Annotated in this window: 24 protein-coding genes and 1 other annotated feature; of the genes, 23 read left to right on the top strand and 1 reads right to left on the bottom strand. The window is 55.1% G+C overall.

Annotated elements, in window-relative coordinates:
- Positions 1-79 precede the first annotated feature (79 nt).
- From AC3G2T_RS11740 to leuS, 17 genes are all read left to right on the top strand, one after another.
- Complete coding sequence (locus AC3G2T_RS11740; RefSeq protein ID WP_474683391.1) at positions 80-982, top strand: DUF421 domain-containing protein; 903 nt, start codon at positions 80-82, stop codon at positions 980-982.
- A 27-nt stretch (positions 983-1009) separates the two neighbouring features.
- Complete coding sequence (gene spoVAC / locus AC3G2T_RS11735; protein WP_474683392.1) at positions 1010-1480, top strand: stage V sporulation protein AC; 471 nt, start codon at positions 1010-1012, stop codon at positions 1478-1480.
- Between the two features lie 3 nt (positions 1481-1483).
- Positions 1484-2497 carry a stage V sporulation protein AD gene (gene spoVAD / locus AC3G2T_RS11730; RefSeq protein WP_488435547.1) on the top strand — a complete coding sequence of 338 codons (1014 nt, stop codon included), beginning with the start codon at positions 1484-1486 and terminating at the stop codon, positions 2495-2497.
- Positions 2498-2499: 2 nt separating this feature from the next.
- Complete coding sequence (spoVAE, locus tag AC3G2T_RS11725) at positions 2500-2850, top strand: stage V sporulation protein AE (RefSeq protein WP_488435546.1); 351 nt, start codon at positions 2500-2502, stop codon at positions 2848-2850.
- Between the two features lie 1066 nt (positions 2851-3916).
- Entirely contained in the window at positions 3917-4876 is a 960-nt protein-coding gene (locus tag AC3G2T_RS11720) for an AAA family ATPase (protein ID WP_474683395.1), read from the top strand.
- 5 nt (positions 4877-4881) lie between these two features.
- The gene (locus AC3G2T_RS11715) at positions 4882-6165 is read left to right on the top strand and encodes a DUF58 domain-containing protein (RefSeq protein ID WP_488435545.1); all 1284 of its coding nucleotides are present in this window, start codon (positions 4882-4884) and stop codon (positions 6163-6165) included.
- The gene (locus AC3G2T_RS11710; protein ID WP_488435544.1) at positions 6158-8389 is read left to right on the top strand and encodes a DUF4129 domain-containing transglutaminase family protein; all 2232 of its coding nucleotides are present in this window, start codon (positions 6158-6160) and stop codon (positions 8387-8389) included. The genes AC3G2T_RS11715 and AC3G2T_RS11710 overlap by 8 nt, the downstream gene beginning before the upstream one ends.
- A gap of 151 nt (positions 8390-8540) precedes the next feature.
- Positions 8541-9041: a YqeG family HAD IIIA-type phosphatase gene (locus tag AC3G2T_RS11705; RefSeq protein ID WP_474683398.1), complete on the top strand. Its 501-nt coding sequence runs from the start codon at positions 8541-8543 to the stop codon at positions 9039-9041.
- A 9-nt stretch (positions 9042-9050) separates the two neighbouring features.
- Positions 9051-10166 (top strand): ribosome biogenesis GTPase YqeH, encoded by a 1116-nt coding sequence (yqeH, locus tag AC3G2T_RS11700; RefSeq protein ID WP_488435543.1) that lies wholly within the window; start codon positions 9051-9053, stop codon positions 10164-10166.
- 24 nt (positions 10167-10190) lie between these two features.
- Positions 10191-11057: a shikimate dehydrogenase gene (locus tag AC3G2T_RS11695; protein ID WP_474683463.1), complete on the top strand. Its 867-nt coding sequence runs from the start codon at positions 10191-10193 to the stop codon at positions 11055-11057.
- Between the two features lie 13 nt (positions 11058-11070).
- Positions 11071-11364 (top strand): ribosome assembly RNA-binding protein YhbY, encoded by a 294-nt coding sequence (gene yhbY, locus AC3G2T_RS11690; RefSeq protein ID WP_474683400.1) that lies wholly within the window; start codon positions 11071-11073, stop codon positions 11362-11364.
- 12 nt (positions 11365-11376) lie between these two features.
- Positions 11377-11970 carry a nicotinate-nucleotide adenylyltransferase gene (locus tag AC3G2T_RS11685; protein WP_474683401.1) on the top strand — a complete coding sequence of 198 codons (594 nt, stop codon included), beginning with the start codon at positions 11377-11379 and terminating at the stop codon, positions 11968-11970.
- A complete protein-coding gene (gene yqeK / locus AC3G2T_RS11680; RefSeq protein WP_488435542.1) occupies positions 11954-12532 on the top strand; it encodes a bis(5'-nucleosyl)-tetraphosphatase (symmetrical) YqeK in 579 nt (192 codons plus the stop codon). The genes AC3G2T_RS11685 and yqeK overlap by 17 nt, the downstream gene beginning before the upstream one ends.
- Positions 12533-12544: 12 nt before the next feature.
- A complete protein-coding gene (rsfS, locus tag AC3G2T_RS11675; protein WP_474683403.1) occupies positions 12545-12892 on the top strand; it encodes a ribosome silencing factor in 348 nt (115 codons plus the stop codon).
- Positions 12889-13776, top strand: a complete 888-nt coding sequence (locus AC3G2T_RS11670; RefSeq protein WP_488435541.1) for a CvfB family protein — start codon at positions 12889-12891, stop codon at positions 13774-13776. The genes rsfS and AC3G2T_RS11670 overlap by 4 nt, the downstream gene beginning before the upstream one ends.
- A gap of 7 nt (positions 13777-13783) precedes the next feature.
- The gene (locus tag AC3G2T_RS11665) at positions 13784-14545 is read left to right on the top strand and encodes a class I SAM-dependent DNA methyltransferase (RefSeq protein ID WP_488435540.1); all 762 of its coding nucleotides are present in this window, start codon (positions 13784-13786) and stop codon (positions 14543-14545) included.
- 97 nt (positions 14546-14642) lie between these two features.
- Positions 14643-14895, top strand: a binding site (T-box leader).
- A 99-nt stretch (positions 14896-14994) separates the two neighbouring features.
- Complete coding sequence (gene leuS, locus AC3G2T_RS11660) at positions 14995-17454, top strand: leucine--tRNA ligase (RefSeq protein WP_488435539.1); 2460 nt, start codon at positions 14995-14997, stop codon at positions 17452-17454.
- Between the two features lie 40 nt (positions 17455-17494).
- Here leuS and comER read toward each other — a convergent pair whose 3' ends face one another.
- Positions 17495-18325, bottom strand: coding sequence for a late competence protein ComER (comER, locus tag AC3G2T_RS11655; protein ID WP_488435538.1), 831 nt, complete (start codon positions 18323-18325; stop codon positions 17495-17497).
- A gap of 155 nt (positions 18326-18480) precedes the next feature.
- On the opposite strand from comER, the gene AC3G2T_RS11650 reads away from it, so the two are divergent.
- The 6 genes from AC3G2T_RS11650 (at position 18481) to AC3G2T_RS11625 (ending at position 26359) form a co-directional block, all read left to right on the top strand.
- Positions 18481-19008 (top strand): ComEA family DNA-binding protein, encoded by a 528-nt coding sequence (locus tag AC3G2T_RS11650; protein WP_474683408.1) that lies wholly within the window; start codon positions 18481-18483, stop codon positions 19006-19008.
- A gap of 69 nt (positions 19009-19077) precedes the next feature.
- Positions 19078-20370: a homocysteine synthase gene (locus tag AC3G2T_RS11645; protein ID WP_488435537.1), complete on the top strand. Its 1293-nt coding sequence runs from the start codon at positions 19078-19080 to the stop codon at positions 20368-20370.
- A 21-nt stretch (positions 20371-20391) separates the two neighbouring features.
- Entirely contained in the window at positions 20392-20904 is a 513-nt protein-coding gene (locus tag AC3G2T_RS11640) for a deoxycytidylate deaminase (protein ID WP_488435536.1), read from the top strand.
- Between the two features lie 1009 nt (positions 20905-21913).
- Complete coding sequence (locus tag AC3G2T_RS11635; protein WP_474683411.1) at positions 21914-24469, top strand: ComEC/Rec2 family competence protein; 2556 nt, start codon at positions 21914-21916, stop codon at positions 24467-24469.
- 115 nt (positions 24470-24584) lie between these two features.
- Positions 24585-25352 carry a 5-oxoprolinase subunit PxpB gene (gene pxpB / locus AC3G2T_RS11630; RefSeq protein ID WP_474683412.1) on the top strand — a complete coding sequence of 256 codons (768 nt, stop codon included), beginning with the start codon at positions 24585-24587 and terminating at the stop codon, positions 25350-25352.
- The gene (locus AC3G2T_RS11625) at positions 25349-26359 is read left to right on the top strand and encodes a 5-oxoprolinase subunit C family protein (RefSeq protein ID WP_488435535.1); all 1011 of its coding nucleotides are present in this window, start codon (positions 25349-25351) and stop codon (positions 26357-26359) included. Before pxpB ends, AC3G2T_RS11625 begins: the two co-directional genes overlap by 4 nt.
- The last annotated feature ends 6 nt before the right edge of the window (positions 26360-26365 follow it).

The following is a 26365-nucleotide window of genomic DNA, read 5'->3' as shown; positions in this document are numbered from 1 at the left end:
GATACCCAAAACCGCCGGGATTAACATGGAAATAAAATCCATTTTTGAATTCTAATAGAACTTTTCAAAATCGCATATAATGACTTTTGATCGTAACAATCGCAAAAGGGAGGTACGACATGTGCCTGACTGGTTACATATCGTTGTCAGATCGTTAACGTCTTTGTTCACGCTGTTCATTTTCACGAGGATTCTCGGCAAAAAACAAATATCCCAGCTTACATTTTTCGAATATGTGACGGGAATTGCGATCGGCGATTTGGCCGGGGTCACTTCCACGGATATTGAAGCTCACTTCTCGCACGGCATTATCGCCATGGCGGTATGGTCCATTGTCCCGCTGGGGCTCGAACTCCTCACATTGAAAAGCAAAATATTGCGGACATGGTTCGAGGGAAAGGGGACGGTGCTCGTGAAAGACGGCAAAATTTTGGAGGACAATTTGAAAAAGGAACGGTACACCTCCGATGAGCTTCTGGAGCAGCTTCGCACGAAAAGCGTGTTCCGGGTAGCGGACGTCGAATTTGCGATGCTGGAAGCGAGCGGAGATTTGAGTGTACTGCTGAAAAGCGAAAATCAGCCGCTAACGCCTGCGCATCTCGGCATGAAGCTGCCGGTCACCAAGCCCTCGCAGGATGTGATTTCGGACGGCGTCATCATGGACGAGCCTCTGGCGATAGCAGGTAAAAGCAGAGGATGGCTCCATGAAGAGCTGGATAAATTGGGGGTAACGAAAGAAAACGTATTTATCGCCCAGGTGGATACGGACGGCATTTTGACGGTCGATCTTTACGATGACAAGCTAAAGGTGCCTTCGCCGAGCCAAAAGCCGATGCTGCTTGCCACGCTGAAAAAGTGCGAAGCCGATTTGGAGCTCTTTTCTTTGACCACGAACCAACAGGCGGCAAAAGAGATGTATGGACATTGCTCGGAGGAGCTTAACCGTGTATTGAAGGAACTGGGACCGCTGCTAAAAAACTAATCGCTGACCTGCAGAAGGAGGAAACGCATGGCAGACAACAAGAAAAAAAATATGACCATGACGCAGCAGGAATACCAAAGGCTGGCCAAGGAAAAGGAGCCCCCCAGACCGGTGCTGCAAAACTGCATCCGCGCTTTCCTGGTAGGCGGCGCGATCTGTCTTATCGGTGAATGCCTGATGCAAATATTTATCCGCTGCGGCTTTACGGAGAAAACGGCGGGCAACCCGACATCGGCTGTCCTTATCATTATCTCCGTTATCTTGACCAGTTTTGGCGTTTACGACAAAATGGCGCAATGGGCGGGAGCGGGTACGGCCGTGCCTGTAACAGGGTTTGCCAACTCGATGTGCTCCGCGGCGATTGAGCATAAGTCCGAAGGACTGGTGCTCGGCGTAGGCAGCAGCATGTTCAAGCTGGCGGGCTCGGTGATCGTGTTCGGAACGGTCGCCGCTTTTTTCGTCGGTCTCGTGCATCTGATTTTGGGCATAGGGGGATGACGTATGCTGAAAGGACATCAGAGCTGGATTTTTGAAAAACGGCCCGTTATCATCGCGACGGCGACCGTTGTCGGACCTGAAGAGGGGCAAGGCCCGATCAGCGAAGATTTCGACATCGTTCACGGCGATTTGACCCTCGGGCAAAAAACGTGGGAAAAGGCGGAGCGGGCTTTGCTGGAAGAAGCCGCGCAGCGGGCTCTCGACTATGCCGGAATTACCGGCGGCCAGGTGCAGTTCTATGTCGGAGGCGATCTGATGAATCAGATCATCTCCAACACGTTTGCCGCGCGCACACTCGCTATCCCGTATCTGGGCATTTTCGGTGCGTGCTCGACTTCGATGGAGGGGCTGGCGCTGGCCGCCCAACTGATCGACTCCGGCGCCGCGAACCGTGTCATGGCGGGCACCTGCAGCCATAACTGCACGGCGGAGAAGCAGTTCCGCTATCCGACGGAGTACGGCTCACAGAAGCCGCCGACGGCGCAGTACACGGTGACCGGCGCGGGGGTCGCCGTTCTCGCTCCCAGAGGCGACGGTCCCGTCGTCACCTCGGCTACAATCGGCCGGATCGTCGATATGGGGATCAAAGATCCGTTCAATATGGGAGCGGCCATGGCCCCCGCCGCGGTGGATACGATCCAGGCTCACTGCCGCGATTTGGGCCGGGAGCCCGGGTACTACGACCTGATCGTTACCGGCGATCTGGCATCGGTCGGACTGAACATCGCCAGGGAGCTGTTTGAAAAGCACCAATTTCCGATCGAGCAGACCCAGTTCGACGATTGCGGGCTCATCATTTACGATCGGGAAAAGCAGTCGGTGCAAGCCGGCGGGAGCGGCTGCGGCTGCTCGGCGACCGTCACGTACGGACATTTGCTCAAGCGCATCATGAAAGGCGAGCTGAAGCGGGTGCTTGTCGTGGCGACGGGCGCGCTGTTGTCGCCGCTGTCTTTTCAGCAGGGAGAGAGCATCCCCTGTATCGCGCATGCGGTTTCTATCGAGTCAGGAGGGAGATAGAGATGACCTTTGTATGGGCCTTTATTGTAGGCGGCGCCATCTGCGTAATCGGACAGCTGCTGATCGATGTCGGCAAGCTGAGTCCCGCTCATACGATGAGCATACTTGTCGTTCTGGGCGCTATCGCGGACGGCTGCGGGATTTATGAGCCTTTGATCAAATTCGCCGGCGCCGGCGCCACGGTGCCGATTACGAGCTTCGGCAATGCGCTTGTGCACGGAGCACTGGAGGAGATGCAGAAAGACGGAGCCATCGGCATCATCACCGGCATTTTTGAAGTGACGAGCGCCGGCATTTCGGCGGCGATTATTTTTTCATTTTTGGCCGCGGTGCTGGTCAAGCCCAAAGGATAAAAAGTTTTGACCGAGAAAAGCCTCACGGATGAAACCGTTGAGGCTTGTTTGGCGTCTAATTACAATAGGAGTCTGGCAGGGGAGCTTAGCGGGGGATATGCACAAAAGTAACTCCACCCACCGGACGAATAACTGCTCCCCCGCCAAACGCATAACTGCTCCGCCCGAGAAACGCATAACTGCTCCGGCCGCCGGTGCAAAATGGTTATTGTTTACAAACAAATTTAGAGAATTTACAAGTATACGCAAGAAAAAGAATCTTGTAAACTGGAATTAAGCCCTTTTACCTAGATTTTCAAGTAATTACGACTAATTCCGCTGGAACAAGCAGCAAAAATCAGACTGCCAGGGAAAACCACGACGCTCTGATTGGGGCAGCTGAATGGAATCCTTGAATGATGGCACAACCCGGGCGAATCCCCGGTCGTTGGCGCAACCGAAGGGAATCCTTGATCGATGGCGCAGCCGAGGCAAAGCCTGGTCGTTGGCGCAACGCAGGCAAAGCCTTGACCGTTGCGCGTCCGAAGGGAAGCCCTAATCGATGGCACAGCCCAGGCGAATCCCTGATTGTTGGCGCAGCCCAAGCATAGATCTAATCGTTGGCGCAAACCACCCACCCGTAAAGCGGCCTCGCAAACCGAAAACCTGCAAAAGTACAGGCTTTTCTACGCATGTGGTCCATTTTTGAGGAAAAGCCTGCAATTGTGCAGGAATTCCCGGTCAAAATGGGCCTGAAGCTCAAGTGCTCGCGAAAAAACTGCACATTTGCAGGAATATTTGTTGGTTAGCGTATCAACGAGCAAAAAACTGCATTTTTGCAGGTTTTCTTCACGCGTGCTGCCAAGCAACTGGGCCGGACCATCTCCTGGCGTGTGAGTCTTACAGCAGTCTGAAAAATAAGCTTTTCATAAAACTTGTTCGTTCTATTTTACAGAAGCATGCTTACGATGTTAGTTTTACTGACGCAGGACTCAGTAATGCTTACAAATTTAGTTTTTCTACCGCAGAATTCAGCTATGCTTACGAAGCTAGCTTTACTGACGTAAAACTCTAGGGAGGATCACACATGGAAACTGTCACGCCACGACACGCAGAAATATTAGCCCGCTTGAAAGCGAATTTGGAAGCCTGCATTCTGGGGAAAACGGAAGAGATCGACCTGCTGCTGACTGCCCTGCTGGCCGGCGGGCATGTGCTTCTCGAGGATGTTCCGGGCACCGGCAAAACCGTGCTCATCAAAGCTTTGGCCCGCTCGATCGAAGGCCAGTTCCGCCGAATTCAATGCAATCCGGATTTATTGCCATCCGATATTACAGGCGTTTCCATATATCATCCCAAAGAGGAGAAGTTTTTGTTCCGGCCGGGCCCGGTTATGACCCATATTTTGCTGGTCGATGAAATCAACCGGGCGACGACCAAGACGCAATCGGCGCTGCTGGAAGCTATGGAAGAACGGCACATTACGGTGGACGGGGACCTGCATGAGCTTCCGTCGCCATTCCTGCTGCTGGCTACGCAAAATCCGATCGATTTTGAAGGCACCTACATGCTGCCGGAAGCGCAGCTCGACCGTTTCATGATTAAGCTCAGCCTCGGCTATCCGAATGAAGCTGCGGAGAAGCGGATGATCGCCACGCAGAGCAAGGCGAATCCGATGGAATCGCTGGAACCCGTCGCGGATACCGCGCAGGTGCTCGATATGCAGGACAAAGTGCGGAACGTGCACATGGATGAAGCGGTAGCCGACTATCTCGTTGCGATCGCGAGGAAAACGAGGGAGCATAAATCCGTATTTTTGGGAGCGAGTCCGCGCGCCACTTTATCGCTTTTGCTCGCCTGCAAAGCTTATGCGTTCATGAACGGAAGAGAATATGTAATCCCTGACGATATTAAATATTTGGCTCCTTACGTTCTCGGGCACAGAATGATACTTCAATCCGAAGCCCGCATGGACGGAGCGACCGTCACCTCTGTTCTGCAATCGATTTTCGAGCAGGTTCGCGTGCCGGTACGATTGGAGAAGTGAGCCGCATGAACCGACTGTTCATAGGGCGGACGGGGGAACGGCCCCGTTTTCCGACAGGCTTGTGGATCGTGACTTTTTGCTTGGCCGGCAGTTTGCTTTTTTTGCTTTTTCAAGGCGGCAAGCTGGCCGCCATGCTTTTTTTAACCGTCTTGATTTTATCCGTATATTTGCTGATGGGCAATTGGAGCGGCGTGAAAAGAACGCAGGGGTCCCGCAAGCTGGCGGGCTCCGAGCAGCTCGCCGAGCTCGATGCCGGACAAACGCTGCAGGTTGGCATTCATGTGCAAATTCCCGGCTTTTGGCCGATTCCTTATGTGATGATCCGCGATCAACTCATCCGGCAGAACGGGGAAGAAACGGTTTTCGAGGGAACGCTCGTTCCGGACTGGAGACGCAGAGGGGAGCTTGTGTACAGCACGCCTCCTTTGCGGCGCGGGCTGTACCGCTTCGGGCTTACGGAGTGCCTTACGGAAGATATTTTCGGCTTTTTCGAGCATAAAGGACGTCTGGAACTTCAGCAGCAGGTTATCGTTTATCCGCAAACCGTGCCGATCCGTGAATGGGTGCAGTTTCATCAAATGCTCAAAGGGCTGCAGCACCATTCCACGACTACCCGCGCTCACCGCGAAACGACGCAGATCAACGGCGTGCGCGAGTACATTTACGGGGACCGCCTGTCGCGGATTCATTGGGGAGCGACGGCGAAGACCGGAACGTGGAAATCCAAAGAGTTCGAACGGGAATCGCTGCCGAAGACGATCGTTCTGCTCGACCGTTCCAGCCGTGCGTACCGGAATGCCGCCGAATTCGAGCTGGCGGTATCGGTGACCGCTTCTCTGTTCCGCTACGCTTCCAGCCGCGATCTGGCGCTGGGCTTGCTGTCGACAGGGAAGGAAGCCGCTTACTTCGAACCGAGACAAAGCCAGAATCATCACAAGCAAATTATGAATCATCTTGTCGGCATCGAACCAGACGGCTTTTATTCGCTTGGGAACATCGTGAAAGACCGTTCGCGCCAGCTTCCGCCAGGCTGCTTTTTTGTCATCGTTTCGCCGCAGCACGACGCGCCGATGATACAGCTGCTGCATCAAGTCCATCATTTGCAAATGAACCCTTGCCATATGTGGATTCATACGGCTCCTCCGGCCGCGCCCGCCAAGCAGGCGCCGGGCGAAGGAGAGGCGGCCGATTGGCTCAAACAGGTCCGGTCCCAAGGATATACGGGTTACGAGATCGGCCAACTGGCCGATCTGCCTAACCTGCTGGGGGGAGCGAAGCGGTATGCGTAATTCCCGTTGGAGACGAATATTGCTGACCGATTGGCCGCAGCGGATGACGGCGCTTTTGACCGGGCTTTTCTTGTATCAATACGTATTGTGGATTCAACTGGAGCAGGTCATCTGGCTGAAAGAAACAGTCGCGCTCGTCAGCGGAACTTTGGCTGTGACCGGGCTGGCGTACTTTGTTCCCGGCTTGCACAAAGTTTGGCGCGGCGTCATCCAATTGCTGCTTATTATCGTTTGGCATGGCTTGTACCTGAATTATCACTTTGTCCCTGTAAAAATCAAGTCTTTGGAAACGTTATGGCAATTTGCGGCTCAAAATACAAGCCAGATCGAGCCCTTTATCTGGTTCGGTTTGGCGGCATGGCTGGCTTATTTGGCGGCGATGCATTTCTTCCAGTCCAGGTTCCGCATCTTTGTGCTAATCGTAGTCAGCGTGCTGTTTTTCGCCGTGCGGGATTCTTTCAGCGTGTTTTATTTGTGGCCGCAAGTCGCGATGGTGCTGTTCTGCGGGCTGTCCTTGCTGGTCATTCAGCATTTCAACGGATTAAAGCACCGCGCACCGGTCATTTGGGAAGCGATCAGCGAGTATCCTTCCTCCATCGGCCTGCCCATCGTGCTGATCGTTGCCGTAACGGTGTTCGTCGGAGCGCTTGCGCCTTCCATCGATCCGCTGCTGACGGATCCGTATACGGCCTGGAAAAAAAGCCGCGGCGAGGCTGTTCCGCTGCTCGGCAAAGGGGTTAGCGTAACGGCGTCGACGGCGGACGCCTCATCCGGCTACAGCCGGGACGATTCGAAATTGGGCGGCGGCTTCCGGTACGATTATTCGCCGGTCATGACCGTCGTCGCTTCCAAACGGACCTATTTCCGCGGGGAAACCAGAGCGTTGTACAACGGATCGGGCTGGGAAATGAGCGATGCGGAGAAAAAGCTCCCGGTCAGCTACGTCAATGCCGGCAATTTGCGGCAGGATCCGCGGTTCAATACGTCGCTGCTGCAGACCAAGGAAGTGACGCAGGACATCGTCATGGAAAAAGAGGAAGCGTACCCGGTGCTGTTCGGCGGCTTTCCGATTCAAAAAGTCGCGGAAATCAACAAAGGCGAAAATCCGTTTCACCTTCTTCTCTGGTCGCCCAGGCAGTCCGAGCTGCGCTTTAACGGCGAGGGCGCTTATCCGAAGGAGTATACAATCGTCAGCCAGCAAGCGATCCTCGACGAGGAAGGCCTGCGCAAGGTGAATGTCGACTATTTGCAGAGGGCGGACTGGAGCGAATATTTGCAGCTTCCCGCCGACCTTCCCGCCCGCGTCAAGCAGTTGGCCGCCGATATAACGAAAACGGGAAACAATGCCTACGACAAAGCCCGGCTGCTTGAAAAATATTTGAACGAAACGTATCCGTATACGAATACGCCGGACGAAAGCAAAGGCAAAAGCAAAGATTTCACAGACCGCTTCTTGTTCGAAATTAAGCAGGGATACTGCGATTACTACTCGACCGCGATGGCCGTGCTCGCCCGTTCGATCGGCCTGCCTACGCGCTGGGTAAAAGGGTACACCTCCGGCACGGCTCAAATGCCTGACGAGCTGCGCGACTTCGGAGCGATCAGCCAGTATATGCAAAACGTCGATGTGGACGGCGCAGGCACATACACGGTGAGAAATTCCGACGCCCATTCCTGGGTCGAAATTTATTTCGAGGGCTACGGCTGGATTTCGTTCGAGCCGACGTCCGGGTTCAGGCTTCCAAACGTGTATCCCGAGGCGCAGCCTGTGCCGACGGCTACTCCGGCCATCGATACCACTATCAGCGAAACGCCCGTAGCCGAAAGCAAAGCAAGCTTTCCATGGGTGAAACTGGCCGTAGCGGGAGCCATTCTGCTGGTTGTGCTCGCAGCGGCTGTGTATTTGCTTGTGAAAAAGGGCGTCTTGAAAATAGGGACATCCGACGAAAGGAAGCAGCAGGCCGTCAATTTCAATGAAAAAATTGTTGCGGACTTCGAAAAGCTGCAGCGTTTCAGCAGGCGCAAAGGCTACCGGCGCCAGGAGCATGAGACGATCCGCGAGGCGATTCTCCGCTGGACGGCGCAAAGCACATGGCTGAAGGCGGATCTGGACGCGCTGCTGCATTTGTTCGAGCAGGCGAAATACAGCCAGGCCGCTTCCACGGAGAGCGATTATTTGACTGCCGCTCAAACGATCGCCAGAATCAAAGAACAGATGAAATAATCTGGGAGACTCCTAGCGGGCCACTCGCCAACCTGGCGGGTGGCCTTCATGTGCCGTGAGCGGGGAAACGCTCTACTATTTTTTTGCAACAAATCGGGCACTATGGTATAGTTTCACGTATATGTAGAGGAACTATTTGGAGGGAAATCGTTTGCTGAAAAAGCTCGTGCCCAGACAGTCCGTGAATTCGATTTACGATATAGATTTCGAGCATCTTTGGGGGTTCGGAGTCCGCGGAATTATTACGGATCTTGATAATACGCTCGTAGGGGCGCGGGATCCGCACGCAACTCCGGAGCTGATTGAATGGCTGAAGCGGGTGCAGCAGCTCGGTTTTAAAGTGGTCATTGTCTCGAACAATCGCCGCAGCCGCGTTTCGGCTTTTGCCGACCCTATCGGAATTCCTTTTATTTACCAGGCCAAAAAACCGACGAACGTCTCGTTTCTCAAAGCGATGAAGCTGCTCGGAACGAACGTCAGGCAAACCGCCGTGATCGGCGATCAAATGCTGACCGACGTGCTCGGCGGCAACCGGATGGGGCTCTATACGATTCTCGTAAAGCCGATTTCAATCGGGGATGAAGGCTTTTTCACGAAAATTAACCGCCGCATCGAGAAGTTGGCGTTATCGCTAATGAACAAACAGTCTTAGGGAGGATTCATGAGTCAGGAAGAAATTATACATTGCGCAGGCTGCGGCGTCGAGCTGCAGATCGAAGAGCCGGCGAAGCTCGGATACGTGCCGGTGGAGGCTTTTCAGAAAGAGCCGATTATTTGCCAGCGCTGTTACCGGATCAAGCATTATAATGAAGCGTCGAGCATGACTTTGCAGCAGGACGATTTTTTGAAGCTGCTTGGCTCGATCGGGCAAAAGAACGCGCTGGTCGTCAATATCGTCGATATATTCGATTTTGAAGGCAGCATGATCAGCGGCTTGTCGCGTTTTGTCGGCAATAATCCGATCGTGCTGGTCGTGAATAAAATAGACCTTTTGCCCAAAGTGACGAACCCGAACAAAATTATTAACTGGGTGCAGCGGCGGGCCAAGGAGCACAGTCTGAAAGTTGTGGAAATCGTGCTCTGCAGCGCTAAAAAAAATATGGGCTTTGACAGGGTGATCGCAGCGGTCCAGCAGCATCGCGGCAACCGGAACATCTATGTCGTCGGCGCGACGAATGTCGGGAAATCGACGTTGATTAACCGCCTGATCGCCGATTACAGCGATTTGGAAGCGGAGCTTACGACTTCGCAATATCCGGGGACGACGCTGGATTTGGTCAAAATTCCGCTGGACGACGGCAAATCCATCATAGATACGCCGGGAATCGTATACACGCACAGGCTGACCGAGGTTATTACAAAACGGGACTTGTCCAAAGTGATGCCGGGCAAGCCGGTGAAGCCGACGGTGTTTCAGCTGAACGACGGACAGACGCTGTTTTTCGGCGCTCTGGCCCGGTTTGATTTTATTCGCGGAGATCACCAATCGTTTACCTGCTATATGTCCAATGCGATCCAGATTCACCGGACGAAGCTGGAGCGCGCCGACGAGCTGTATGCGAACCATAGGGGAGAAATGCTGGTTCCGCCGGTCAAGGAGGATTTGGACGAACTTCCGAAGCTGGTCAAGCATCCGATCCGCATACCGCGGGGCACGCGCATGGATGTGCTCATTTCCGGGCTCGGCTGGATCAAAGTGAACAGCGACGCCGGAGCGGAATTGGCGGTTCATGCGCCCAAGGGGACGAAAGTTATTGCGCGCGAGTCGCTGATATAGCTTATGCTTGATGAGGGGGATATGATGGAGAATAACCGGACATTGGACAGCCATACCGTGCTGTATGGCGTTTTTGGGGATCCGATTCGGCATTCGCGTTCGCCGATTATGCTGAACAGAGCTTTTCGTGAGGCTGGGCTCAACGCGGCTTACGCTGCTTTTCACGTTCGTCCGGAGGAACTGAAAGAGGCCGTGTACGGCATCCGGGCGCTCGGCTTTCGCGGCGTGAACGTAACGATACCGCACAAGGTCGAAGTGATGCAGTACTTGGACGAGATCGATGAAGGCGCTAGGGTGATCGGCGCTGTCAATACGATTGTTAACGACGGAGGCCGGCTGGTCGGCTACAATACCGACGGCATCGGCTACGTCCGTTCCTTGAAAGAGGAGACGGGCGTCGATCTTCGGGGCAAGACCGTTATTTTGCTCGGCGCGGGCGGAGCGGCCAGAGGCGTCGGATACGCGCTCGCCAAGGAAGGCGCGGCCCGTATTTTAATCGCGAACCGGACCAAAGAGCGGGCGGTTAGCCTGGCGGCGACGCTCGGCGCGTTCACGCATGCCGTCGGGCTAGGGCTTGACGAGCTCGCTGGGATCGCCGGCGAAGCGGATCTGATCGTCAATACGACCTCGGCGGGGATGCATCCGAACGTCGAGGAGCTGCCGATGCCCGCGGAGCTCATTGCGGAGCGGCATCTGGCCAGCGACCTGATCTACAATCCGCGCATTACCCGCTTCCTTCGCGAAGCGGAAGCGCGAGGAGCCCGCATTCACGGCGGGCTCGGCATGTTTATATATCAAGGGGCTTACGCATTTGAATACTGGACCGGCACGCCTGCTCCCGTCGCAGCGATGAGGCAGGTCGTCGAGCAATCGTTAGCCGAAAAAGAATAGAGGGGCTTTTAGCATGTTAACTGGTAAACAAAAACGTTATTTGCGGTCTTTGGCGCACCACCTGGACCCGATTTTTCAAGTCGGCAAAGGCGGGGTTAACGATCATTTGATCCGCCATATTCAGGAAGCGCTTGAAGTCAGGGAGCTGATCAAAGTGACCGTGCTCAACAACAGCGGGGAGGACCGGGGCGAGGTAGGCACCGAACTGTCGGAGAAATCAGGCGCCGAGCTCGTGCAGGTTATCGGAAAAATTATCGTGCTGTACAAGGAATCGCGGGATCACAAAAAGATCGAGCTGCCCGTTTAAAGAGGTGGGAGCATGCTGGTCGGAATCATGGGAGGCACCTTCGATCCGATTCATACGGGTCATTTGATCGCGGCGGAGCGGGCGAGGGTTGGAGCAGGACTGGACGAAGTGTGGCTGATGCCGGCGAACGTGCCGCCGCATAAGCCGAATGCGCCGGCGGCGACGGCGGAGCAGCGCTGGAGCATGGTATGCCTGGCGGCGGAGGGCAATCCTTTTTTTCGTGCGATTGATGTTGAAATTACGAAAGGCGGCGTATCCTATAGTATCGATACGATCGAACTGCTGTGCGAGCGGCATCCCGAAGCGGAGTTCGCCTACATTGTCGGAGCGGATATGGTCGAATATTTGCCGAGGTGGCACCGCATTGACGATATCGTAAGCCGCATCCGCTTCATTGGTCTGGCAAGACCGGGCTACGAGCTGGATATGGAAGTTCTTCCGCCGCACATCCGGGAGAGGGTTACGATCGCGCCGATGCCGCTGGTGGAAATTTCATCGTCGGCCATCCGGGAAGAAATACGGGCGGGAGGCTCCGTGCGCTACCTCGTTCCGGATGCCGTGCATGCTTACATGGAGGTGAACGGTTTATATGAATCGGAGTCGTGAGCAGCTTATCGAGGCGGTCAAAGAACAGATGCCCGAGAAGCGCTGGCTGCATACGCTGGGCGTCATGGAAACCGCGGTTCGATTGGCCGAGCGGTTCGGCGCCGATCCGGTGAAAGCGGATTTGGCGGCGATTTTGCACGATTATTGCAAATATTGGCCGATTCAGGAGCAGGCGAACATTATCCGGGAAAACGGGCTTCCACAAGACCTGCTCGATTATGACAAGGAACTTTGGCATTCTCACGCAGGCGCTTTTATCGCGCAAACGGAGTTCGGCGTGGACGATGAGGAAGTGCTGGACGCGATCCGTTATCATACGTCCGGCCGGGAGCGGATGACGCTGCTGGACAAAGTGGTTTGCCTGGCCGACTATATCGAGCCGGGGCGCGATTTTCCAGGCGTGCATAATATTCGCGAAATCGCTGAACATAGTCTTGAAAAGGCGCTGGTCGCCGGCTTCGATTCGACGATCGGTTTTCTTTTGACAAAAGGCAAACGGATTTATCCGTTAACGATATTAACCCGCAACGATTTGCTGACGCAAGCAAACAATCAATTATAGGAGGATGATGGAATGAGCATGACCCCAGAAGCAATTATGGCTTTAGTGGTGGAAGCTGCGGAGGATAAAAAGGCGATGAACGTAGTGGCGCTGAATTTGCAGGGCATTTCGCTCGTCGCCGATTACTTCGTCATTTGCCACGGCAATTCGGAGACCCAAGTGCAGGCGATTGCCACCGAAGCCAGAAAAAAAGCGCAGGAGCACGGCGTGCGGATCAGAGGCTATGAAGGAGTCGATACCGCAAGATGGGTGCTGCTGGATCTGGGTGATGTTGTTCTTCACGTATTCCACCGCGATGACCGCGAATATTACAACATCGAGAGATTATGGTCCGACGCCAAGGTTGTGGAACGCGTATGAGCATGAATGCGGGAACGCTAGTCAGCCTTGAGGTTGCGAGAGAAATTCCGCCCAACGGATATTTTTTGACCGACGGCAATCAGGATGTGCTGCTCCCTTACGGAGAGACGGCAGGCCCGGTGAAGCCCGGGGAACGCGTAGAAGTGTTTTTGTTCCACGATACGCAGGACCGCCTGATGGCGACGATGAAACGCCCGCTTCTGCTGCTGGGCGAGGTCGCTCTGCTGGAAGTCGTCGATATCCATCCCCGTTTCGGCTATTTTCTCGAAATGGGGCTTGGGCGGAACTTGCTTCTGCCCTACAAACATGTGCCTGAGCTGGAGACGCTCCGCCCTTTGGTCGGGGACAAGGTGTACGCCACTTTAGCCCACGACCGTCAGGGGCGTCTGATCGCCAAGCTCGCCGCCGAGGAAGACTTGGCGCCACTGTGCGTGCGCGCTCCTTCCGCCTGGAAGAACCGCTATGTCGACGCCAGAGTGTATAAGCCGCTGCAGATGGGGACGTTCGTCATCTGCGATGCGGGAGTGCTGGGCTTCGGCATCATCGGCATGATCGCCGCGCCGGAGCGGACGCATTTGCTGCGCGTAGGCGAGCAGGTCAATGTGCGGGTCGTATTCGTCCGCGAGGAGGACGGCCGCGTCAATTTGTCGATGCGTCTGCCGAAGGAAAAAGGGCGCGACGAAGACGCGGAGCGCATCCTCGCCTTTTTACGCGAACGGCCGGGCGGCGCGATGCCGTATTCCGACCAGACGGCGGCGGATACGATAGCCGCCCGCTTCGGCATGAGCAAATCGGCTTTCAAACGGGCGCTTGGCAAGCTGATGAAGGAAGGGCTCATCTATCAGCAGGAAAACTGGACCCATCTGAAACAAGAGGAGACGTAAGAGCAGGATGAGTTACGAAGGGTTTGCTTATACGTACGATCGTTTGATGGAGGACATGCCGTACGGGGATTGGCTTCGTTTTGCGAGAGAGGGTTGGAAGCGGTACGGTCTGCATCCGGTCACGGTCGTTGACCTGGGCTGCGGCACGGGCAACCTGGCGATTCCGCTCGCATTGGAAGGATACCGGGTGACGGGCGTCGATCTGTCGGACGACATGCTTGCCGTTGCTCAGCAGAAGGCTGAGCGGCACGGAGCGCTGGCGAGAAACGGCGCGCTGACCTGGGTGCAGCAGGACCTGCGCGAATGGGAGCTGGCCGAGCAGGCGGATGCCGCCATTTCGTTCTGCGACTGCTTGAACTATTTGCTGGAGGAAGAGGATATCATTCAAGCTTTCCGGCAAACGTACCAAGGGTTGAAGCCGGGCGGGCTGTTCCTGTTTGATGTACACACCCCCGAGCAGCTGATCGCTTATGCCGATACGCAGCCTTTTTTTCTGAACGAGGACGATGTTTCCTACATCTGGACGAGCGAGCTGGACGAAAGCCGGATGCAAATCGAGCATGACCTGACCATTTTTGTTCGGGACGGACAAGTCCCCGGCGTCTTCCGCCGCATCGATGAAGTGCATGCTCAGCGTGCCTATCCGTTGTCCTGGATCAAGGAGCAGCTGCTGGCGGCAGGATTCAGCGACGTTCAGGAAGCAGCCGATTTTGCGTGGGAGCCGCCGTGGCGCGGAACGGAGCGGGCTTTTTTCGCGGCGCGCAAATAGGCGGCAGGCGGACATCGCCGGGGCATCGGCCTAATATCGGCCGGCCTACTTGACAGAGCTGCATTTTTTTGCATATAATCATAGCTAATTGGATTGGTTAAAAGCTTTGACGAGGAATAGTAGCTTCCCGCAGCATCTACCAGAGAGCCGGTATCAGGTGAAAGCCGGCAGATGCTAGCCAAGCGAACTCGCCTCCGAGCTGGAAGGTGAACCATCGCATGAGGTCTTTAGGAGACCGGCGGTGCTAGCCGGATCGTCTCACCCGCGTTAAGGGGCAGAGTGAACATGGGCGAAGCACGCCTGATGTTAACTAGGGTGGTACCACGGGAATCAAACCTCCCGTCCCTAGCGATTGCGCTAGCGACGGGAGGTTTTTTGGCGCTTGCGGGAAGTCCCCGACGCGCACTTTAATCATGCCTGCAAAGCATGCAGGCTGGGAGGATTTGGACATGTCGCAGGAGATCAGAGAAACTAGAGAACAGCAAGGCTACAACCCGCTCGCTATCGAGCCCAAATGGCAGCAGTACTGGGATGAGAAGAAGACGTTCAAAGTGCTTGAAAATTCGGACCGACCGAAATTTTACGCCCTTGACATGTTCCCGTATCCGTCGGGAGCGGGGCTGCACGTCGGGCATCCGGAAGGCTATACGGCGACGGATATCGTCTCCCGCTTCAAGCGGATGAGAGGCTACAACGTCCTGCATCCGATGGGCTGGGACGCGTTCGGCCTGCCGGCCGAGCAGTACGCTTTGGACACGGGGAACGACCCGCGCGAGTTCACGAACAAGAACATCGACACGTTCCGCCGTCAAATCAAGTCGCTCGGCTTTTCTTACGATTGGGACCGCGAGATCAGCACGACCGATCCGGAGTATTACAAATGGACACAGTGGATTTTTATCCAGCTGTACAAAAAAGGGCTCGCCTACGTCGACGAAGTTCCGGTCAACTGGTGTCCGGCGCTCGGTACGGTGCTGGCGAACGAAGAAGTGATCGACGGGCTCAGCGAACGCGGCAGCCATCCGGTTATCCGCAAGCCGATGCGCCAGTGGATTTTGAAAATTACCGAGTATGCGGAGCGCCTGCTCGAAGACCTGGAGGAGCTTGACTGGTCGGAAAGCATCAAGGACATGCAGCGCAACTGGATCGGCAAATCCAAGGGCGCCGAAGTGCAGTTCGCGATCGATGGGCATGACAACCGCAGCCTGACCGTTTTTACGACGCGTCCCGATACGCTGTTCGGCGCCACTTACTGCGTACTTGCGCCTGAGCATGAGCTTGTGGCGGCGATTACGACTGCGGAGCAAGAAGCCGCAATCAAAGAATATCAGGACAAGGCGGCGCGCAAAAGCGATCTGGAGCGCACGGACTTGGCCAAGGACAAAACCGGCGTATTCACGGGCGCTTATGCGATCAATCCGGTTAACGGCGCGAAGGTGCCGATCTGGATTGCCGACTACGTGCTCGGCGGCTACGGCACAGGCGCGATTATGGCCGTTCCGGGCCATGACCAGCGCGACTGGGAATTCGCGAAGCAATTCGAACTGCCGATCATTGAAGTCGTGCAGGGCGGCGATGTGCAGAAGGAAGCGTATGCCGGTGACGGCGCGCACGTCAATTCCGAGCTGCTGAACGGCTTGAACAACGAGCAGGCGATCGGCCGGATGATCGAATGGCTGGAGCAAAACGGCAAAGGCCGCGGCAAAGTTACTTACAGGCTGAGAGACTGGCTGTTCAGCCGTCAAAGATATTGGGGAGAGCCGATCCCGATTCTCCATCTTGAAGACGGCACGATGAAGCCGGTGCCGGAGGATCAGCTTCCGCTGCTGCTTCCGGAAGTGGACGAAATCAAACCGTCCGGAACGGGCGAATCGCCGCTGGCGAACGTCGCGGAGTGGGTCAACACGATCGATCCCGAGACAGGCATGAAAGCCCGCCGCGAGACGAATACGATGCCGCAGTGGGCCGGCAGCTGCTGGTACTACCTGCGCTTCATCGATCCGCGCAATGACAAGGAGCTGTGCTCCCACGACAAGCAGCAGCAATGGCTGCCGGTCGACTTGTACATCGGCGGCGCCGAGCACGCGGTTCTTCACCTTCTGTATGCCCGTTTCTGGCATAAAGTGCTGTGCGACCTCGGGGTTGTCCATACGAAGGAGCCGTTCCACAAGCTCGTCAACCAAGGCATGATTCTCGGCGAAAATATGGAGAAAATGAGTAAATCCCGCGGCAATGTCGTCAATCCGGACGATATCGTCGGCGAATTCGGCGCGGATACGCTGCGCATGTACGAAATGTTCATGGGGCCGCTCGAAGCGACGAAGCCGTGGAACACGACGGGCGTCGAAGGAATTTACCGCTTCCTGAACCGCGTTTGGAGATTGTTCGTGGACGAGAACGGCAGCGTTCATCCGAAAATCAGCGCCGGGGAAGCGCTTGGCAGCGATACGTTCAAGCGCACATGGCACCGCACGATCAAAAAAATAACTGAGGACTACGAAGCCCTGCGGTTCAATACGGCGATCAGCCAGTTGATGATTTTCGTCAACGAGGCTTATAAGACCGAGCGTCTGCCGCTCGAAGCGATGCAAAACTTTGTTCAAATGCTGTCCCCGATCGCGCCGCACTTGGCGGAAGAGCTTTGGGAGAAGCTTGGCGGCAGCGAGTCCATCACCTATGTGCCATGGCCTTCCTACGACGAAGCTTGGACAGTTGACAACGAAGTTGAAATCGTTGTTCAGGTCAACGGCAAAATTGTCGACCGCGTGCTGATATCCAAGGATACGGAAGAAGCGGCTATGCAGCAATTGGCGATGGATCTTGACAAAGTCAAAGAAACGACCGCCGGCAAAACCGTTCGCAAAGTCATCGTCGTTAAAGGAAAACTCGTCAATATCGTTGCAGGTTAACGGAGGAATGATTCCTCATTAGAAGCGGCCCTCGGGAAGGTTACGGCTCAATTGCAAACAGCAGCTCGGCCTTCTCGAGGTCTTCTTTATATTTGGCGTGGGTCGCGCGAATCATCTGAGTGAACATGCCGGACAAATCCGTGGCGTCCATAATACGCAAACCTTCCTCGGTGATGCCCCCAGGTACGGATACGCGTTTTTGCAAGCCTGCAGGGTCAAAACCTCCCGTCGTCAGCAGCTTTCCGGTGCCCAGCGCCATTTCGCTGGCAAGGAGCGTTGCTTCTTCTTTGGAAATTCCGGTTTCCTCTACGGCGGCATCAATGAAAGCTTGGATGAAATACGATAGAAATGCGGGACCGCAGCTGGATATATCCGAAGAGATCCGCGTATAGTCTTCAGACACCCGTATAGGGGAACTGATGTGCGCCAGCACATTTTCAAGCCATTCCTTATCCTCGGGCTGCATCCGGTTGCCGTGAATGCACAAGGTCACCCCGCTGAGCACGTAATTCGTAATGCTTGGGATAATTTTGCTGATTTTTGCCGGCAGATTGCTTTCCAGATGCCGCAAGAGAACCGGGCTCGTAATAGAAACGACAAAATGGGACGGAAGCACGTCCTCTTTGATTTCATCGATAACCTTTTTGTACTCTCCAGGCTTAATGCACAAAAAAATGACTTCGCTTTGCTGTACGACTTCTTTATTAGAACGGGCGATCTGAAGCCCCGGATACGTCTCCGCCAGCCGATCCGCTTTGCTTGCCGTGCGGTTCGCCGCAATGATTTGTTCCGGATTAAATGCGCCGGAATGAATAAATGCTTCTATCAATATGCTTCCCATACTCCCAGTACCGATGAATCCTGCCTTCATCTAGAAATCCCTCCCGGAAAAAGTTCAGTCACCCTGGTATCCATGTTGCTTGTCACAAAGTTGGATAGAGCTGGGCACATGCCAATTAAGGCGTTATGATGTTTTTTCATGTATATGCTTGCAAACAACCAATGATACCGGAAAGGGGAGAATTCGTGGGTTTATTTGGCAAAAAGGGCGTTATAATCACTCTATCTTCCATTTCTATAGTTTTACTGGCATATACGATATGGCAGTTTGCGATTGGGGGCCGTTCCGCGATTCAAACGAATTTTGTTCCTGTCAACGATCAAATGAAGGAACTGCTTGCCCAAACGGCGCCAAGCCCCGCACCGCGCAGCAGCACGCCGCCATCTTCACCTGCGCCAACGCCTGTTCCATCGTCACCTGCCTTATCTTCCCCGGCTGCCGGCCCGACCTTGGAGCCGAAGCCCGATGCTGCATATCCTTCGCCTTCCGCGGCTCCCGCTGCTGCAAAAAACGGCTTGTTAGACCTGAATTCGGCTACGCTGGAGCAATTGGACGAACTGCCGGGCATCGGAGCCAGCAAAGCGAAAGCGATTCTGGAATACAGGGAGAAAAAGGGGCGGTTTCAAAAAGTCGAGGAACTGGCTGAAGTTAAAGGCATCGGCAAAAAGATGCTTGAAAAATTGAAACCCTACGTCTATGCGGGAAAACTATAGCAATCTTTTCATTTGTCGAATAGTGTGCGAAAATAATAAGGGAAAGATTACCTAAAAGGGGATGACTCAATGTCTAACGAACGCAAATTAAGTATCGAAACGCTTGCCGTGCATGCAGGACAAGAACTGGACCCGACAACGATGTCGCGCGCAGTCCCGCTGTACCAAACTACATCCTATGGTTTCCGCGATACGGAGCATGCCGCGAATTTGTTTGCGCTTAAAGAATTTGGCAACATTTATACGCGTTTGATGAATCCGACCACCGATGTATTCGAAAAGCGGGTCGCTGCGCTGGAAGGCGCGCCTGCGGCGCTTGCGACTGCCTCGGGTCAGGCAGCTATTACATACTCCATCCTGAATATTGCCGGTGCCGGAGATGAAATCGTTTCCGCATCGAGCTTGTACGGAGGCACTTATAATTTATTTTCCACGACATTGTCGAAACTGGGCATCAAGGTCAATTTTGTAGATCCCGGCAATCCCGAAAATTTCCGGGCGGCGATTACAGACCGGACAAAGGCTCTTTACGCGGAAACGATCGGTAATCCGAAAGGCGACGTACTGGATATCGAAGCGGTAGCCGCAATCGCGCATGAGCACGGAATTCCTCTGATTGTGGACAATACGTTCCCAAGCCCTTATTTGCTTCGCCCGATCGAGCACGGTGCAGACATCGTCGTTCACTCGGCTACGAAGTTCATCGGCGGCCACGGCACATCGATCGGCGGCGTTATCGTGGACGGAGGCAAATTCGACTGGCAGTCAAGCGGCAAATTCCCGGGATTGACGGAACCCGACCCAAGTTATCATGGTGTCGTCTATACGGCGGCAGTCGGCCCTATCGCTTATATTATCAAGGCGCGCGTGCAATTGCTGCGGGATATGGGAGCCGCGATTTCGCCGTTTAACTCTTTCATGCTGCTGCAAGGTCTTGAAACGCTGCATCTGCGCATGGAGCGCCACAGCTCCAATGCTTTGAAGGTCGCGGAGTTTTTGGAGAATAACGATGCTGTCGAGTGGGTTAGCTATGCCGGCCTCAAGAGCCATCCATCTTACGAACTGGCGCAAAAATATTTGCCTAAAGGCCAGGGAGCGATTCTCACGTTCGGCATTAAGGGCGGCCTGGAAGCCGGGCGGAAGGTCATTAATGCCGTGAAGCTGTTTTCGCATTTGGCGAATGTCGGCGATTCCAAGTCGCTGATCATTCATCCGGCCAGCACGACGCATCAGCAGCTCGGTGAGGAAGAGCAAATTTCGGCCGGCGTCTCGCCGGGCATGATCCGGCTTTCCATCGGTACGGAAGCCATCGACGATATACTCTACGATTTGGATCAAGCGATCAAAGCGAGCCAAGCGTAAAAAGGAGACGAGACAAGGCCAATGAGCACCCGCAAGGATTGGGACACTTATTTTATGGATATCGCGTATATGGCATCGACCCGTTCCCAATGCAGCCGCAGGCATGTAGGCGCTGTGCTGGTTCAGGGCAAAAAGCTGCTCGGAACAGCCTATAACGGGGCTCCGATGGGGGTACCCGATTGCAGCGAAGCCGGCTGCATGCTCGTTGAGGAAATCGAACTGAAAGTGGTCGGCGAGAAGGAGGAAATGGTCCGCAAGCAGCGCTGCATTCGCACGATTCATGCCGAGCAGAACTTGCTCCTCTTTACCGACAGGGAAGACCGTGAGGGCTCGACCGTATACGTAACCGATCAGCCGTGCTGGACTTGCGCGAACATGCTCGCCAACAGCGGAGTGACGGAAATCGTGTTTCATCGCGGTTACCCGAAAGACAGCGAGAAAGTAAGCGGCCTGATGCAGGCCAGAGGCATCGCTTTTCGGAGAATGGAGAGCTACGAGCCTCCGCAGGGCACGCTGTCCGAAGTTGTGAATTAAAGATTTGAAATGGCAAAAAAGAGAAAGCATCTCTTTTCGCAGCCGACGTTACGTCGCGCGGAAGGAGGTGCTTTTTTTGTTGGAACCGTTCCGGCCTGCGCCTCCTATGCGCACTCTCCCTTTGGCTCAGGAAGGAGCCCAGGGAGCTGCCGATTGCGTATGGCCCCCGTTATGCAATGCTATACCGCGCTTGGGAGAACTTCGCTCAGGCGATTGAAGGTGCTAAAGGAATGAGTGCAGCATTACGGTCTGAACCGCCTGTCTTTACTTCCCAATGTAGGCGGCAATACGGAACCGTCTGCTTTCCCAGTCAGACGTGATGATGTCCATTGGAGTGGGGTAAAGGCGAATCAACCGAGCCATACTTGCCCAGCACTTCTTATATCCCTTTTACTCAGAAGAGGCTCGAGGCTCGGTAGATATGATTAAGTGCGACGGCTATGTTGCGTTGGGAGCTCGCGTGCGGGCAGCAAAGTGCTGTTCCGCTGAAACGAGGTAAAAGCTGATACCCGTGGATTCGACCACCTGTCGTGCACGCCTAGCGTGGGGCATTGAGGTACTGCAAGAGTGCTATTCTGCTGGAATGAGACAAAAGCGGAGTACCATGGTTTCGACAACCCGCTGTGCAGCACCCAGCGTGGGGCATTGCGGTACTCATGGCGGGGAGGGGCGGGTTAGGAAATGCCGATAGCTGCCCGGATCACAACTATGAGCGAAGGGGATAGCGATCATAAGACGAAGCGCATTGATACTTTGTAGTCGGCCGCCGTCACGATTGCGCCAGGCGGCCACGACCAGGCCGCGATCGGGTCGCGTTACGCGGCAGATCAAGCTAACTGGACGTTTCATTGGCGGAAAGTCCTGTTCTACGGAATATGAGCACAACGGATTTACGAAGCGATCGATTAGGCGGCTGAAGCTGCGTACATTTGTCGATGAAGCGTCATGTACCCCCTGAGCCGCAGGGATAGCGGCCATAAATCATTTGAAAAATAGGAGTGATGTCCGCATGAATCGCCCGGTTGTTCTAGGATGCTGTCTGTGGATAACCGGCTATGTGCTCGCGATGTACGCGAAGCTGCCGTGGTTATCCTTGACCGCCTGCCTGCTGCTGTTGTGTGCGGCAGCAGGGGTGTTTGCGCTCCGGCTGCCTGGACGGCTGCCGGTGTGTGCGTTTTTGCTGGTCGGAGCAGCCATGGGCTACTTCCATTGGACCGACCAGCGCAATGTGTCCGCCCTGCTTCAGCAAGGGCTGAAGCAGGAGCAAATCGACGGCAGCGAGGTCACGCTGCGCGGCCGCATCGCCAGCCCTGTCTCCGTCGACGGCGACAGGGCCAGCTTTACCGTGGAAGCGGAGGATATCCGCTTCCAGGGCACGGACGCTTTCCCGCTGGGCGGGGAAAGCGTGCAGGTTTCGCTGCGCCTGCTCCGGCAGGAGCAGCAGGCACAGGCGGCGAGCTGGCGGCGCGGCGACGCCTTGGCGCTGCACGGGACGCTGCGCAGCCCGTCCGTGGAACGCAACTTCGGCGGCTTCGACTACCGCCGGTATTTGCGCCTTCACCGCATCCATTGGCTGCTTACAGCCAAAGGAGCGGATCAGGCGCAGGTCGAGCCTGCCAAGCTGCGCTTTAGCGTCGTCCAGCTGCTGCGCCTCAACGACGATTTGCGCGACGCCCTGGGCAGGCGTATGGATCTTATTTTCCCTGCGGCTGAGGCAGGGTTTATGAAAAGCATGCTGATCGGCATGCTGGACGATCTTGATCCTGACCGCTTCCAGCAGTTTTCGGAGCTCGGTCTGACGCATATTTTGGCGATTTCGGGGCTAAATGTCGCTATTTTTCTCGGCGTCTGCATCTGGATCATGAAAAAAATGCGTTTGACAAAAGAAACGTATTTGCTGATCGCAATGCTGCTCATGCCTTTCTATATTCTAGTTACGGGTGCTTCGCCTTCGATTGTACGGGCAGGCCTGATGGCGATTGTCGCTTTGTATGCGGTCAGGCGCGGAATCGTAAAGGATGCGCTGCATATTACGGCGATCGTTGCCTGGTTCATGCTGCTTGTCAATCCTTACTATTTGCTTGATGTCAGCTTTCAGCTCTCCTTTCTGGTGACGATCGGACTTATTGTCGGCGTTCAAAGAGTCAACCTTTTGCTGGAAAAGTTCATTACATCCGGCGCTCTCAGAAATACGATGTCTATTACGATCGTGTCGCAGCTTATTTCTTTTCCGATCTCGATTTATTATTTCAACCAGTTCTCGCTGCTGTCCTGGGTCGCAAATGCTTTCCTTGTTCCCGTCATCAGCATGGTGGTTTTTCCGGCAGGAATCGTGGCCCTTGCGTCCGGGCTCGTATACTTGCCGGCAGGCCAAGGAATCGGTTGGCTGCTTTCGTGGCTGAATAAAGGCGTGTTTTGGATTACGGATGAGCTGCAGCAGTTTCGCCAGTTCAAAATGATTTGGCCGACTCCGAGCATGGCTTGGATTGCGGCATTTTACGGGTTGCTTATCGTGACGTATTTGCTTCTTCACGAACGAAGAAAGCTGAGCGGCGAAGATCCCGGCTTCTCATTGAACCCGGCGGCCGCCTCAGACGGAAAGAAGATCCGGTTAACTCTGTGTCTTGCTCTAAGTACAGCCGGCCTTGTGTTGCTGCTCTATATGGGCTATACGCCCGAGCGGTTCAACCGGTCAGGACTTGTGCAATTTATCGATGTGGGGCAGGGGGATAGCATTTTGATCCGCACTCCTTACGGCCGTCATCTGCTGATTGACGGAGGCGGCACGTTGAGTTTCCGCAAACCCGGGGAGGAGTGGAAGGAGCGGAAAGATCCGTATGAGGTCGGCAAAAAGCTGCTCGTTCCGCTGCTCAAAAAACGCGGCGTACACAAGCTTGACCTGCTTGTTCTGACACATGAGGACGCGGATCATAGCGGAGGTTTGCAGGCGGTCATCGAGCAGGTTCCGGTGCGCAATTTTTTGTTTAACGGTACGGTGAAGCCTAATGCCGGGATAACAAAGCTTTTTGCAACGGCTATGGATCGCCGCATTCCGCTGCTGACGGCAGAGCAGAGTTCCTGGATGCAGATTGATCCGGATACGAGCCTGCACATTTTGCATCCTTTTTCGGGAACCGGGCAAGAGGTGCAGACGGCAGCGGAGCAGAACGGCCATTCTATTGTTTTTTTGCTGGACATGCAGGGTACCCGCTGGCTGTTCACAGGCGATATGGAAAAAGAGACGGAGCGCGCCATTCTCGCACGTGTGGCGGGCGGAGCTGCGGCGGCGGGGGCATCGGCGGCGAAAGAACAGCCTGTCGATGTGCTGAAAGTGGCGCATCACGGCAGCAAAACCTCGACTATGGAAGAGTGGCTAGCTTATTGGCGGCCGGGCACAGCGGTCATTTCCGTCGGCGCGCAAAACAGCTACGGCCACCCGTCGCCCGCCGTTACGGAGCGGCTGCTGCAGCACGGGGCCAGGGTGCTGCGAACAGACACGATGGGGGAGGTTCAACTGGAAGTGAGAGATGGGGCAATATTCGCCAGAACGAGATTTCAGCAGTAAACGGCGCTTCAACAGGGCAAAGGGAGGGTACAACTTGTATCTTTTTGGCCCAATTCATATAATGAAAGGGTAAATTTTAGTGCGGATGGGACAAACGTCATAAGAGGTGATCAGCATGTCCGAAATGCGATTGAATGACGGGGCGGATGTGGAGTTGTCGCCGCTCGGAGATAAGGCGGTTCTTGTCCGGTTGGGCGACAGCATTGACCGGCAAACGCACGATAAAGTTCAAGCCTTGAGCTTGCTCCTGAATCGGCAGCCATTTCCAGGCTTGGTCGAGATCGTGCCTGCTTTTGCGACGGTAGCCGTATTCTATGAACCTATGAAGGTGTGCGATCCGCATACGGGAGAGAGCTCGCGGCCCGGGCGCGGCGGCGCACGTTCGCCGTATGAATTGGTGTGCGGCGTGTTGAGGCGGATGGCTGCGAATCTGGACGGACAAGCTGCGGAATCGCCAAGAGTGATTCATATCCCCGTATGCTACGGAGGGGAGCTGGGTCCCGATCTGGCGGATGTCGCCGGGCATAACGGACTCGCCGTGGAGGAAGTGATAGAGATTCATTCCGCACAGGAATATTTGGTGCACATGATCGGGTTTGCTCCTGGATTCCCTTATTTGGGAGGCATGTCCGAACGCATTGCTGCGCCGAGGCGAAGCACGCCGAGATTCATGATTGAAGCGGGAACGGTCGGTATCGGGGGAAAGCAGACGGGCATTTATCCCGTACCGACTCCGGGGGGCTGGCAATTAATCGGCCGGACGCCGGTAGCGCTGTTTCGCCCGAACGACGAGAATCCCAGCCTGCTGCGAGCGGGAGACCGGGTTCGCTTTCAGCCGATCAGCTACGCGGATTTTGTCGAGTGGAAGGAGGGATTGCGATGAGTATCCATATTCTGCTCCCGGGTCTGCTTACTACGATTCAGGATAAAGGGAGATTCGGTTTTCAACAGCAGGGCGTTATTGTCGGCGGGGCGATGGACGGCTTTGCACTGCGGGCTGCGAATCTGGCGGTGGGCAACGAGGAAGGGGCCGCGGCATTGGAAGTTACTTTGCTGGGGCCGAAGCTCAGGTTTGACCGGGAATCGGTCATCGCTATATGCGGCGCAGATTTGTCTCCCGCAATGAACGGGGTGCCTGTCCCCCAGTGGCGCCCCGTTTTTATACAAGCCGGCGGCATACTTGAATTCGGGGCCTGCAAGTCGGGCGTCCGCGCGTACATAGCCGCAGCGGGCGGATTCGACGTGCCTTTGGTGATGCGCAGCCGCAGCACGTATCTTCGGGCCGGACTTGGGGGCTGCGAGGGCCGGGCGTTAAAAGACGGCGATGTGCTGCATCCGGATCGGCCAACCGATTCGTCTCTTCTTTTGATAAAGCGATTATCAAAAGAAGGTTCTTCGCAGCCTTACCGGGCGGCGGATTGGTGCATAGGCCATGACGTGCGGCCCGCTTACGCGAAAAACCCGGTTGTTCGTTTCGTCCGGGGGAGCGATTACGGGCATTTCACCGAGGAAAGCCGGCACCTTCTGGTCTCGGGCCAGTTTCAAGTGTCCCCGCAATCGGATCGGATGGGTTATCGGCTGGAGGGAATAAAGTTGGGCTTGCAGGAAGCTTTGGAGCCGATTTCCGAAGCCGTCACGGCGGGGACGATTCAGGTGCCGCCCGGCGGAAATCCGATTATTCTTATGGCCGACCGTCAAACGATCGGCGGTTATCCGAAAATAGCGCAAATTGCCGAGGTCGATCTGCCGCTTCTTGCGCAAGTGCAGCCTGGCTCGGCCATTCGATTTTGCGAAATATCCCGGCAGGAGTCCGAGGAGCTTTATATCGGGCAGGAGCTGCAAATCCGGAAATTGTCCAGAGCTATTGAAATCAGGCTGAGGGAGATGTGATAAAAA

Source organism: Paenibacillus sp. sgz302191, assembly GCF_057749925.1.
Note: the sequence above shows the minus strand (reverse complement) of the source record. Positions and strands in the feature narration are given on the sequence as shown.